The organism is Frischella japonica, from assembly GCF_014489845.1.
GTDB lineage: Bacteria > Pseudomonadota > Gammaproteobacteria > Enterobacterales > Orbaceae > Frischella > Frischella japonica.
In genome coordinates, this window is sequence record NZ_JABURY010000021.1 from 1 (window position 1) to 13,680 (window position 13,680).

General features: G+C 37.4%; 11 protein-coding genes. 5 read left to right on the forward strand and 6 right to left on the reverse strand.

Annotation, left to right across the window (positions count from 1 at the left end; translation table 11 throughout):
* Nucleotides 1-334: 334 nt before the first annotated feature.
* On the forward strand, nucleotides 335-520 hold the full coding sequence (locus tag FcAc13_RS10810; protein WP_187756235.1) for a transposase: 186 nt from the start codon (nucleotides 335-337) through the stop codon (nucleotides 518-520).
* A gap of 768 nt (nucleotides 521-1,288) precedes the next feature.
* Here FcAc13_RS10810 and cysG read toward each other — a convergent pair.
* The 4 genes from cysG to nirB form a co-directional block, all read right to left on the reverse strand.
* Entirely contained in the window at nucleotides 1,289-2,662 is a 1,374-nt protein-coding gene (gene cysG, locus FcAc13_RS10815; protein ID WP_187756236.1) for a siroheme synthase CysG, read from the reverse strand.
* A 110-nt stretch (nucleotides 2,663-2,772) separates the two neighbouring features.
* The gene (gene nirC / locus FcAc13_RS10820; protein ID WP_187756237.1) at nucleotides 2,773-3,543 is read right to left on the reverse strand and encodes a nitrite transporter NirC; all 771 of its coding nucleotides are present in this window, start codon (nucleotides 3,541-3,543) and stop codon (nucleotides 2,773-2,775) included.
* Nucleotides 3,544-3,569: 26 nt separating this feature from the next.
* Entirely contained in the window at nucleotides 3,570-3,902 is a 333-nt protein-coding gene (gene nirD, locus FcAc13_RS10825) for a nitrite reductase small subunit NirD (RefSeq protein WP_187756238.1), read from the reverse strand.
* 2 nt (nucleotides 3,903-3,904) lie between these two features.
* Nucleotides 3,905-6,427, reverse strand: a complete 2,523-nt coding sequence (gene nirB, locus FcAc13_RS10830; RefSeq protein WP_187756239.1) for a nitrite reductase large subunit NirB — start codon at nucleotides 6,425-6,427, stop codon at nucleotides 3,905-3,907.
* A gap of 363 nt (nucleotides 6,428-6,790) precedes the next feature.
* Here nirB and FcAc13_RS10835 point away from each other — a divergent pair, with 363 nt between their 5' ends.
* From FcAc13_RS10835 to pgi, 4 genes are all read left to right on the forward strand, one after another.
* On the forward strand, nucleotides 6,791-7,288 hold the full coding sequence (locus FcAc13_RS10835; RefSeq protein WP_187756240.1) for a MarR family winged helix-turn-helix transcriptional regulator: 498 nt from the start codon (nucleotides 6,791-6,793) through the stop codon (nucleotides 7,286-7,288).
* Nucleotides 7,289-7,366: 78 nt separating this feature from the next.
* On the forward strand, nucleotides 7,367-8,491 hold the full coding sequence (locus FcAc13_RS10840) for an HlyD family secretion protein (protein WP_187756241.1): 1,125 nt from the start codon (nucleotides 7,367-7,369) through the stop codon (nucleotides 8,489-8,491).
* Nucleotides 8,472-9,650: an ABC transporter permease gene (locus tag FcAc13_RS10845; RefSeq protein WP_223064593.1), complete on the forward strand. Its 1,179-nt coding sequence runs from the start codon at nucleotides 8,472-8,474 to the stop codon at nucleotides 9,648-9,650. The genes FcAc13_RS10840 and FcAc13_RS10845 overlap by 20 nt, the downstream gene beginning before the upstream one ends.
* A gap of 69 nt (nucleotides 9,651-9,719) precedes the next feature.
* Entirely contained in the window at nucleotides 9,720-11,369 is a 1,650-nt protein-coding gene (gene pgi, locus FcAc13_RS10850; protein ID WP_187756242.1) for a glucose-6-phosphate isomerase, read from the forward strand.
* A gap of 69 nt (nucleotides 11,370-11,438) precedes the next feature.
* Here the strand turns inward: pgi and crr are convergent, their stop codons facing one another.
* Together crr and ptsI are read right to left on the reverse strand one after the other, a co-directional pair.
* Nucleotides 11,439-11,942: a PTS glucose transporter subunit IIA gene (crr, locus tag FcAc13_RS10855; RefSeq protein ID WP_187756243.1), complete on the reverse strand. Its 504-nt coding sequence runs from the start codon at nucleotides 11,940-11,942 to the stop codon at nucleotides 11,439-11,441.
* A 9-nt stretch (nucleotides 11,943-11,951) separates the two neighbouring features.
* Entirely contained in the window at nucleotides 11,952-13,679 is a 1,728-nt protein-coding gene (ptsI, locus tag FcAc13_RS10860; RefSeq protein WP_187756244.1) for a phosphoenolpyruvate-protein phosphotransferase PtsI, read from the reverse strand.
* Nucleotide 13,680 lies beyond the last annotated feature (1 nt).

The window sequence follows — 13,680 nt, forward strand, 5'->3', positions numbered from 1 at the left end:
TCTCGCTGTGAGATCGCCATAGGAATTCCTTATTATTTGCAATCAATGTTTATTATTGTTCACTTATTAAGTTTTTTTATGCACAATAACGATAAGCAGATTCATTCCTAAAGATAGGTTATTTTTTAATTTAGATCAATTATTTTTTGTACTATTTGTGATAGTAGTCTGTAGTTAATATTGCTAATAAGCTTTAAAAAGCGATTTGGCTAAACAATATCAGCAATGATTCGCGTTGGATTATTAAATAACCAATTATGCACTTTTAGGGGCGTTTTTACCTGATCTGCCCGCGTTTTAGCGGCGACTTTTTAATATTAAAAAGGAGTCTATGATGAGTCAAAAATATCATCCCTATTTTAAACAAGAAGCGATTAATTTAGCCTTAAAGAGTGAACAAACTTATCGACAAGTGGCTGATGATTTAGCTATAAATTACAAAACCATTTGTAATTGGCTATATCAAATGAAAATAAGCCATAAAAATGAATATAAAACCAGATTATCAAGCATTACATAGTCTGCCAAGCTTTAATAATGGCGATGTTACATCGTGGTTAGACACTTGTAGTAATCGTTCACAATGATAGAAATGGTCTGTACAGTTCTGATGAATATCAAGCAATATTAACGACCTTAAAGTCTCTTTTTATCAGTTCAACTAACACTTTTCTCTTTCCGTATATACCATCCATTTGGTTATGAATTGATTTCATGGCAATTTCAAGCCTAGCGTTCATTAATATAATAGTTCGATGCTTGATTCAATAATAAAAAGTACTCGGTGATAATAATAAACATCGACAGATTTGAGTTGTTTCATTTTCGGCCTTCTTCAACATTAACGCTAATTGTTGCCTCTTGTCATTTTTATTGCGAAGAAGGTTGGAGCTTTTTTAATAACTGATTATCGCTTTGTAATTGCTTAACTTGTTTCTCTAATGCTTGTATTCGTTTTTGTTCAAGTGTCAAGACACTACTTTTAGGGTGAATACCTTGTCGCTCTGTTATATATTGAGTTAACCAATTTTGGATTGATAAAATACTGACATTAATTATTTAGTGGCATCTTTGTGTGCATAACCATAATTCAGCACCAACTCCGCATATTCTCGCTTAAATTCACTACTTAGTTGTCTTGTGGCAGAATAATCGCCTTAGTTGATGGTTTATCATACCGCTGAGAATGTCGACAAGAAAAGTATACCGTTACATATGTATGTTGCCGTTTTATCAATAAAAAACACTAAGTTCCCCATTATAATTAGCCTTTTGAATACCATTTATATCAATGTTCAGAGAACCAATTCAATTGCTTTCTTAAAGCCACAACTGTTCCGACAATTATTAAACTAGGACTATGTACCTGTAGCGCTAATTGCGTTAAATCTTTAAGCAAGCCGGTTAAAACTTTCTGCTTGATAGTGGTACCTGCTTCAATAATTGCGACTGGCATATTGATATCCATGCCGTGTTTAATTAATTGTTGACTAATCGCTTCCGCTTGGGAAAGTCCCATATAAAAAACGAGTGTTTGCTTCTCAGCCGCTAAGCTTTGCCAATCCAGATGACTACCATCTTTTAAATGACCAGTGACTAAACGAACACTATGCGCATAATCACGATGCGTTAATGGAATACCGCTATACGCTGAACAACCAGAAGCAGCAGTAATCCCAGGAACAACAGAAAAGGGAATATTAGCTTGAAATAAGGTTTCTAACTCTTCCCCCCCACGTCCAAAAATAAACGGGTCACCACCTTTCAAACGTACCACACGCCGTCCTTTTTGTGCTTGTTCAAGCAACATTTGATTAATTTGTTCCTGTGGAACACAATGAAATCCAGCTCGCTTACCAACAAATACCCGTTGCGCATCACGTCTGGTCAACGCCATAATTTCATCCGAAACCAGCCGATCATATACAATAATATCCGCCTGCTGAATTTGTTGTAGTCCCTTTAAGGTCAATAAACCCGGATCGCCAGGTCCTGCGCCCACTAAAACCACTTCACCACGATGCTCCAATTCAGTATCAAATAACTCATGAGTCAATCTTTCTACTTGATCTGAATCATGATTGGCTAAAGCCTGAGCTAACCGATCATGGGTAAATAGTTTTTCCCAGAAACGTCGACGTTCGATCATTGTTTGGTACTTTTGCTTTACTTTTTGGCGTAAATAGCCTGCATAATCGGCTAATTTACCTAAATGTTGCGGTAAAATTGCTTCCAGTTTTTCACGTAATAAGCGTGCTAATACCGGTGCATGACCTTCTGAAGATACCGCAACCATAATCGGCGAACGATCAACAATTGACGGCATAATAAAACTGGCCTCTTTTGGTGAATCGACTACATTGCAGAAAATACGCCGTTTTTCAGCTTCGGTACTCACCCGTTGATTGATTGAGGCATCATTAGTGGCCGCAATCACCAACCATTTATTATCTAATAACGCTACCGAAAAATCACCGGAAACTAAGGTTAATTGTTGCTGTTCTTGCCAGCAGATGAACTGTTGATTGAATGCTTTCGCATTAACTGTAACACGTGCTCCGGCATCAAGTAATAAACGGGCTTTACGTTCAGCGACCTCTCCTCCACCCACTAAAAGACAATCACGATTTTCTAATTTGCAAAATAAGGGAAAATAATCCATAACATCTCAAAATAAACTAACTAGTAAAGATTTAATCATTAATTGGCAACATTACTCATAAGCTATCTCAAGTGAGATAACTTATAATCTGATAAAGCGGTAATGTAAAATTAGTTTGGTCGTTCTATTTTTGGTGTGGCATACCAATAGCCTAACCCCATAAATATGACACCAGATAACAAATTACCTAAAGAAACCCATAATAAATTATGACCAATTCCCATAAGGTTATAAGCTTCACTATGGTGACCAAACCATGACAAGGAAAAAAGTGTCATATTCGCAACCGAATGTTCATAACCACAAGCAATAAAGGCAAGTAGGCACCACCATATGGCAATAAACTTAGCCGAGCCCTCTACACGATTTGCCATCCAAATCGCTAAACAAACTAACCAATTACACAATACACCACGGAAAAATAGCGCGCTTGCTGGTGCCGAAGTTTTTGCTAAAGCAGCTGTGTGCACTAAACTGGTATCACTATTTAACAACGGACTTGCCGTTAAGAAAAATAGTAACGCAACCAAGATTGACCCCAATAAATTACCCAACCAAGTTTGTGGTAAGACTAGCCACATTTGTTTATGGGTAATTTTTTTGGTTTGTACACCAAACGTTAAAAACATAGTATGACCAGTAAATAATTCTGAACCAGCAATCACTACTAATGTTAAGGCAATACCAAAGGTTGCCCCCATCACCAATGGCCGAAACGAAGGTTCTAGCAAGTTACCTAAAGTAAAAATAAGAATAATGCCTAATCCAACATAAGCACCAGCCATTGCCGAACTTAACCAAAAACCAATCGGATTAGTTTTGGCTAAACGTACAATACGTGCTGCGTTAGTCGCACATTTAGTAATTGTCTCCGTATACATCGTTTTATCCTTCCATTTTATAAAAATTAAGGCAATTTTACCTGAACCAATCCCGCCTCATTAACCTTCACGTCATAATGTGCGACCGAGTAATGCGCATCTTCCAAACAATAGCCATCTCGCAATCGGAAACGTTGTTTTTTTAGTGGGCTGGCAACCCATAACTCATTGTCATGTTCAGCAATAATCCCACGCGATAACACGCTTGCTTGCGCAAATGGATCGATATTACTGATTGCATAAAGTTCATTGCTATTATATGGGCGAAATATCGCGACATGATCTTGATTCACTAAAGCACAAACGCCGGTTTGTGGTAAAATATCATCAAGTCGACAAATGGTAATCCATTGCTCCATAGCTATTCTCCTAATATAATTTTACGTTCTTTTGCGGTTGCTGGACGATGTTGCTGGCGTTCAGGCACAAATTTAACATTATCATCACGCTGTGGGCTATTAATAAAATGGGCAAACCGTTGTTGATTTTCAGAGTGTTCGACCGCCTCTTTCCATTCACAAACGACTAACTTACGAATGCGAGCCATTTCCTTTTCCAGCTCATCATTAATACCCAATTTATCGTCAATAATAACACTACGTAAATAATTAATGCCACCATCTAAGCTTTCAAGCCAAACCGATGTACGTTGTAATTTATCAGCAGTACGAATATAAAACATGATAAAACGATCGAGGTAGCGGATTAAGGTCTCTTTATCCAAGTCAGCAGCCAGTAAGTCCGCATGACGTGGCTTCATACCACCATTACCACACACATAAAGATTCCAACCGTTCTCAGTAGCAATAACACCAATATCTTTACCTTGAGCTTCGGCGCATTCACGCGTACAACCAGATACGCCTAATTTAAATTTATGCGGCGCTCGAATACCTTTATAGCGGTGTTCAAGCTCTACCCCAAAGCCAACACTATCGCCAACCCCAAAACGACACCATGTACTACCAACACAGGTTTTTGCCATACGTAGCGCTTTAGCATAAGCATAACCACTTTCAAAACCAGCATCGATTAATGCTTGCCAAATTGCTGGCAAATCATCCTTTTGTGCACCAAATAAACCAATACGCTGTGAACCGGTAATTTTAGAATAGAGCTGATACTTTTTGGCGATTTGACCTATTGCAATTAATCCATCCGGAGTAATTTCACCTCCAGCACTACGCGGAATCACTGAATAGGTACCATTTTTCTGAATATTACCTAAGAAAATATCGTTACTGTCTTGCAAAGGGGTAAGCGCAGGCTCAAGAATGTAATTATTCCAACAAGAAGCAAGTAATGAACCAATTGTCGGTTTACATATTTCACAACCATATCCTTGTCCATGTTTATGAATAATTTCATTAAATGAAGTTAACCCTTCCACTCGAATAAGATGATAAAGTTCCTGACGGGAATACTTAAAATGTTCACATAACGCATGGCTCACTTCGATGCCTTGCTTGGTTAATTCCATATTAAGAATTTGTGTCACTAACGGCAGACAGCCACCACACCCAGTACCAGCTTTGGTTTCAGCTTTAATAGCCGCTACGGTATGGCAACCCGCCTGAATCGCTTGCACAATGCGTGCTTTGGTCACATCGAAACAAGAACAAATCTGCGCAGAATCAGGTAAGGCATCTACCCCGAGTGCGGGCTTAACCCCAGCATGAGCAGGTAAAATCAATGTGTCAGGATGTTCAGGTAATGGCATCTGATTTAGCATCATCTGTAACAAATTGCTATAGTCAGCTGTATCACCAACTAATACGGCGCCAAGCAGTCGTTGATGATCGGGTGAGACAACTAATTTTTTATACACGGGAATATTTTCATCCAGATAAATATAACTACGACAATTAGCCGTCTTTCCCTTAGCATCGCCAATACTACCTACATCCACCCCCATCAACTTTAATTTAGCACTCATATCGGCACCATCGAAGGTTAACGCTTCACCAAGTAAATGAGCAATAGCAACTTGCGCCATTTTATAACCTGGTGCAACTAACCCAAAAACCCGCCCTTGCCAAGCAGCACACTCACCAATAGCATAAATATTAGCATCGGATGTTTGGCAATAATCATTAATGACTATACCACCACGTGGTGCTATCTCAAGTTGGCATTCGCGTGCTAATTTATCTTGTGGCCTTATACCTGTTGAAAAAACAATGAAATCGATTTCCAGTGAGCTACCATCAGCAAATTGCATAACCTTTCCATTAGCTGCATCGGTAATTTCTAATGTATTTTTATTGGTATGAACACCTACACCCATGGCTTCAATTTTGCGACGTAACTGTTCGCCACCTAATGCATCAAGCTGTTCTGCCATGAGGACTGGAGCAAATTCTACAACATGGGTTTCCATACCTAAATTTTTCACTGCCCCAGCTGCTTCTAATCCTAATAACCCACCACCCACAACTGCACCACGTCGACTATATTTAGCACATGCGCTTATCGCGTCAAGATCTTCAATAGTGCGATAAACAAAGCAGTTTTTCCCATCCGCACCTTTAATTGGCGGCACCCAAGGGTAAGATCCGGTAGCGATAACTAATTTATCGTAAGGTATTACTTGACCAGATTGCGCATAAACCTCTTTAGCTTGACGATTAATTCCAATAGCCCGCTCATTCAATAACAGATTAATTTGATTCGTTTGATATAATCCGTCACTAACTAAAGAAAGTGCTTGCGCATTATGATCATTAAAATAGGAAGAAAGATGAACCCGATCATAAGCTACTCGCGGTTCTTCACAAAAAATCGTTATATTAAACTGATTAGACACCTGTTTATCGATTAGTTCTTCAACAAAACGATGCCCAACCATCCCATTACCAATGATAACGAGATTCGTTTTATTCATACAAAGCTCCCCAATTATTTTAGTTTTATATCTTTAAATTAGTTATGGTGCACATTGTATGAAACCTCACACAGAATATAATTACCCACAAGCATTACTACTTTAGAGGTATAGCGAAATAATTTGTGCGGCGGTAACGATTAATTAGACTATCTACATATCATTTATATCGGCATAATTTCGACCGACACAGATTAAATATTAATCCATTTAAAACAACATTGAGACATCAATAAATTCCACGCATTAACATAAGGTGTTGTTTTATTTAATTTTATAAGCCATCCCTTTCATAATTCAAACCGTTGCAATTTTTTATTTCACTGATATAATTAGCCGACTAAATAATATGAGTTATCATTTATGTATTACAATTCACGGACTTTACCTTCTCGAGAAACCCTAGCGCGAGCACAAAATCTAAGTGAACATACAGTAGACGTTTCTGGTGTCGATTTAGTCTTGAGTTTAATTACAACTGCGGATTTGATCCGTTCGAGCATTTACGCTCAATTAGCCAAAGATTACGATGTTTCAGAAGGAAAATTTGCATTACTAATGTCATTATATTCTGAAGGTGAGACCTGTACCAGTGAACTGGCTCTGCGAGTAGGGGTAACCCCGGCCACAATTTCAGTAATGGTTAAAAGAATGTTGGCGGCTAAATCGCCCTTAATTTGCATTGCTAAAAATGGGGATGATGGTCGTTCACGTCTCATCTCATTGAGCCCGGACGGCGTAAAGCTTATACAAAAAGCCTTACCAAATCATCTCAAAGCAATTCGAGCATTTGCTAAAGTCCTCGAACCACAGGAACAGGAGTCGTTAATCTTAATGTTACGTAAATTGTTAAGAAAATAAACTAATGATAGAACACTATCGTTAGTCTTTTTTAATTAGATAGTTAGTCGACTAAATAAACGGAAAATAGTATATATTATGAACAAAAACGTTAAAATCCCAATTATTTTTTTAGTATTACTTACCATTGGTTCTACCTTGATCTATTTTGGTTCGAGAAACGATGCCGTCACCGTAGCCAAAAGTATTAAATCAGGCGTATTAACAGCTGATGAAATCAATGTAGCGTTCCAAAATGTAGGTGGAAAGGTATTAACACGTGCTGTTCAAGAATCTCAGTATGTTAAAAAAGGTGATGTTTTGATGGTATTAGAAGATACTGATACGCGTTTAGCCATTGAACGTTTAAAAGCTGTCATTGCTGGACAAGAAGCATCAATCCGTCAGGAAGAATTAGCGATTAAAATCGCTGAAAATGAAACTAATCTTGCTGAAGAGGCTACTTGGCGCAATATTGAAGCGGTACAAGCCAATCTTGATGCCGCTATATCAGCTCGCGATTTTACACAGACCGAATATGAACGGCACATTCAGTTACGTAAAGCGGGCGGTGTCTCGCAATCGCAATTAGATAGCACACGTAATACCTACATCTCAGCAAAGATGAGTGTCGTGCAATTACAAAGCCAATTATCAACATTAATGGTTGGTGCAACATCTGAACAATTAGCCCAGTTCGCTAAGACTAAAAATGCAACCGGTATGACATTACAATCGATTATTAATGCTCGCCAGACTATTCAAAACCGTCATAATCAATTGACCCAGTTGCATGCTCAGTTAAGTCAGTCGCAAGCTGAATTAGAACAATTACAAATTAATTATCAACGCCTTACATTAGTAGCACCGGAAGATGGAAAAGTATTAAAGCTAATGTATGAAGATGGTGAATTAGTCCCGACTGGCGCACCAGCAGTATTACTTGAAACGGATCGCAAATATGTTGATATTTATGTCAACGAAAGCATGGTAAATGATTACCAACCGGGAACAACAGTTACTGCAAATGTTGTCGCATTAGATAAACAAATTAAAGGAAAAGTCCGTTTTGCAACCGTTGCACCATCTTTTGCGGATTTACGTATGACACGGGAAAGAGGCCAAGCGGATTTAACGTCTTTTCAAGTTAGAATCTATATGGACAATATTCCTCATCTTTTAACTGGAATGACAATTGAGGTCAATGATGCAAAACATCATTAAATCTATATTAGAAGAAGTTGATGCGATGCTGTCTGGGCATTTCATACCTTACTATAAGGTAGCAATAGGTCTGGCTGCTATCATCGCATTAATATTTTCATTAGTATTGAGTCATGGATCAGTTTTTGAAGGCAAGATTGCAGTAATCGATCTTGATGGCTCTAAATACTCGACTGAATTGATCAGCAAAATTAATACTTCACCTTATATACAAGTAAGTGAAGTCATTCGCGCCCCTGTTAATCCCATAACTTTAGTCTCGCACGATCGTAATCTTGGCGTCTTATATATTCCGAAAGGATTAGAAAAAAGTTTGAAAAGAGGTGATCAATCAGTCAATTTAGGTTACTTTGTAGATGATACAAATGATGCGCAAAATGCCAAAATCTTACCTAGCTTAAATGAATATATTCCTGAGTTAGGGGCTGAAATTAGCGTAAATCGCGTATCAGCTTTAGGCTTGGGTAAAGAAAGTACCGAAGCAACACTGGTACCAATGCAACTAAAATCACGCTATATGTTCAATCCAGCTAGTGCATCAACCATTTCTACCATTATCTATTTTGTGTATTTCTTTTCTTCATTAACGTACGGGTTAACTTCGTTAATGATTGTTGGTCGTCTAAAAGTGACTGGCTTATGGAATAGCGTAATGGAAAGAGGTCCGTTAGCATTAATGGCCAGAACGATACCTTATGCGCTATTTTATACCACGGGTTTAACTTTGATCGGAGCAATATTAGTGATATTTGGGCAACTACGTTTTGAAGGCAACTACTTTGCTTATGTACCAAGCATATTTATGACTGGTTTAGCATTTGGATGGTTAGGATTTTTGTTGTCCTGGAATACCAAAAATCCCGGTGAAGGTGCTAGTCGCATGATATTCTTAGTTCCTCCTGGTTTTATTATGGGGGGATCTACCATGGCAGTCGGCCTTTTACCACTTTGGGCATATTATACAAGTTATGCATTCCCGTTAGTTTGGTTATTCCGATTTTTCCGCGATTTTGCGATGCGCGGACGTACATTAGTTGATATGTTTGCTACTTACGGAGCATACATTATCTATTTAACCATCATCGCAGCAATTGTCATGGCAGTATATTTTCATGCTCAAAAATCTTACACGCAAAATGAGGCTGTAAAAAATTGTTAAGCGCTGGTTGATTCTTTAGTAAAGCGTTATATCATGGATGAATCTTAATAATAATGGAGTATATGTCTTATGCTAAAAAATGTAGATCCAACCAAAACGGCTGCTTGGCAAGAATTACAGTCACATTTTGAGCAAATGCAAGATTGCACTATACAATCTTTGTTTGCTAAAGATAGCGATCGCGCAAATAAATTTACGTTAACATTTAATGATCAAATTTTTATTGATTATTCCAAAAACCGAATCACTGAAACAACGCTTGAAAAATTGCGGGCACTAGCGACACAAAGCGGATTACGTGAAGCAATTCAAGCAATGTTCAGTGGAGAAAAAATTAACCGTACTGAAGATCGCGCTGTTTTACATATCGCTTTACGTAACTTATCTAATACACCGATCTCTGTCGATGGCAAAAATGTAATGGATGATGTCAATGCTGTACTAGCGAAAATGGAAACCTTTAGTCATAGAATTATCAGTGGCGAATGGAAAGGCTTTACTGGTAAAGCGATAACTGACATCGTAAATATTGGTATTGGTGGTTCTGATCTCGGTCCATTTATGGTGACTGAAGCACTACGACCTTATAAAAATCATCTAAATATGCACTTTGTATCAAACATTGATGGTACCCAAATCGTCGAAACATTGAAAAAAGTCAATCCAGAAACGACATTATTTTTAATCGCTTCAAAAACCTTTACGACACAAGAAACTATGACCAATGCACAAAGTGCCCGTGAATGGTTATTAGATATTGCTAAAGATGAAACTGCCGTTGCTAAACATTTTGTTGCGTTATCAACGAATACCAAAGAAGTGGAAAAATTTGGTATTGATACGGCTAACATGTTTGAATTCTGGGATTGGGTCGGTGGTCGTTATTCATTGTGGTCAGCAATTGGATTATCAATCGTATTATCAATTGGTTTTGATAACTTTAAGCAATTATTAGCGGGCGCGCATGATATTGATAAACACTTCTGTGAAACATCATTTGAGAAAAATATTCCTGTAACGTTGGCTTTAATCAATTTATGGTATAACAACTTCTTCGGTGCTGAAACTGAAGCTATTTTACCTTATGATCAATATATGCATCGTTTTGCTGCTTATTTCCAACAAGGTAATATGGAATCAAATGGCAAATATGTCGATCGTAACGGTCAGAAAGTTAGCTATACTACCGGGCCAATTATTTGGGGTGAACCAGGTACCAATGGCCAACATGCGTTTTATCAATTAATTCATCAAGGCACTAAATTGATTCCTTGTGATTTTATTGCCCCAGCAATTAGCCATAATCCACTAGGCGATCATCATCAAAAATTATTATCCAACTTTTTTGCCCAAACTGAAGCATTAGCATTTGGTAAAAACGAGGCAGTAGTTGAACAAGAGTTTACTGCTGCCGGCAAAAATTTGGATGATGTTCAAACCATTATCCCATTTAAAGTCTTTGAAGGTAATCGACCAACTAATTCTATTCTTCTAAAAGAAATTACACCTTATGCTTTAGGTGCATTAATTGCCATTTACGAACATAAAATTTTCACACAGGGCGTTATTTGGAACATCTTTAGTTTTGACCAATGGGGGGTAGAATTAGGTAAACAATTAGCTGGACGTATTTTACCTGAACTTGAGAATGATAACCCAATTACCACTCATGACAGTTCTACAAATAACCTAATCAATCGTTATAAATCTTGGCGTTAATTGGATGTTATTCTAATAAGTAAAAGAAAAACCGCCGTTTGGCGGTTTTTTTATTAAGATGATAACCGTTTATTTTTTTACCTTCATGATCGGCGTTTTACCTTCTTCAACGGTTCCGACTAACTTCACTAAATTATGGATACTATCCATATTAGAAATAACAACCGGTGTTAACACAGACTTAGCTTTATTGGCTAAAAACGGCAAGTCAAACTCAATGACTGTATCACCAACTCTGACTTGTTGTCCTTCATAAGCAATACGTGTAAAACCTTCACCTTTTAACTCGACCGTGTCAATACCAAAGTGAACAAAAAGTGCAATACCATCATTAGATTCGATTGCAAAAGCATGGTTCGTTTCGAAAATCTTAACAATCTTACCAGATACTGGTGCAACAATTTTATTCCCATTAGGTTTGATTGCTACACCATCACCAACAATCTTTTCTGCAAATACGACATCAGGTACATCTTCAATTTTAACAATCTCACCAGAAAGTGGTGCTAAAATCTCAATAAAATTCTGATCATCATCAGAAACAAACTGTTTTAACTTATCGAAAAAACCCATGGCATTCTCCTAATAAACTTGCTTTTCAGCAGCAAATTTTTCAAGTAAATCACTAATTTCTTTGGCTGTCGCTTTTTGTAATACCTCATCAGCTAGTTTTTTCGCTTCACTAAAATGGGTATTACGAATAATTTTTTTAATTTTTGGAATCGAAATTGATCCCATACTAAACTCATCTAATCCCATACCAAGCAATAAGACCGTAGCACGCTCATCACCACCCAATTCACCGCACATCCCAGTCCATTTACCTTCTTGATGTGATGCATCAATCACATTTTTGATAAGATTCAATACCGATGGTGAAAGCGGATTATAAAGATGAGAAATTAATTCATTACCACGATCAACTGCTAAAGTATATTGTGTTAAATCATTAGTGCCAATACTTAAGAAATCCACTTCTTTAGCTAAATGACGCGCAATAACTGCTGCAGATGGTGTTTCAACCATTACACCAACTTCAATATTTTCGTCAAATTTTTTGCCTTCAGATTTTAGCTGTTGTTTAAGCGTATTTAATTCTGATTTTAAAATCTGTACTTCTTCAACCGAAATAATCATCGGGAACATAATACGTAATTTACCAAAAGCGGAAGCTCGTAAAATGGCACGTAATTGTGCGTGAAGAATCTCTTTTTTATCCATACAGATACGAATAGCTCGCCAACCTAAGAATGGATTTTCTTCCTTCGGTAAATGCATATATGGTACATCTTTATCACCACCAATATCCATTGTACGAACAATAACCGCTAAACCATTAGTTGATTCCGCAACTTCTTTATAAGCTTTAAATTGCTCTTCTTCGTTCGGATAAGCGTCACGATCCATAAATAAAAATTCAGTACGATAAAGCCCAACACCTTCATAGCCATTACGTTCAGCACCAGCAATATCACGCACTGTACCGATGTTAGCACATACTTCCACTTGATGACCGTCTAAGGTAATAGCCGGTAAATCTTTTAATTTAGCTAACTCTTCTTTATCGGCGATAAATTGCTTTTGAACGGATTTTAATTGCTCAATGGTCTTATCATTCGGATTAATGTAAATTTTATTATTGATGGCATCGAGAACCAGAAAATCACCATGTTTAATTTCTTTTGTTGCATTCGATGTTCCAACAATGGCAGGAATTTCAAGAGAACGCGCCATAATCGAAGTATGCGAAGTACGTCCACCAATATCGGTGATAAAGCCAAGTACCATTTCTAAATTTAACTGTGCGGTTTCAGACGGCGTTAAATCGTTAGCAACTAAAATACATGGTTCATTAATAGCACTTAAATCAACTATTTCCAAACCAAGAATATTTTTAAGTAAACGTTTACCAATATCACGAATATCAGCCGCACGTTCTTTTAAATATTCATCATCTAAACCTTCAAGTTCTTTCGCTTGCGCTTCAAAAACAGCATTAACTGCAGAATCCGCAGATACATGTTTTGTTTTTATACGATTAATTACTTCAGATTCCAGATCTTCATCTTCCAACAGCATGATGTGACCTTCAAAAATTGCGGCCTTATCTTCACCTAAAGTTTTTTTAGCGCGCTCCATAATAGAGTTTAATTGTTGGCTCGATTTTTCGCGGGCACTTTTAAAGCGCTCAATTTCATCATTCACCTTGTTATCAGCAATGGGTCTTGTGTTAATAACAATTTCATCTTCTTTTAATAGTAGAGCCTTAGCAAAGGCTATGCCTGGCGACACAAGTATACCTGTAACCATA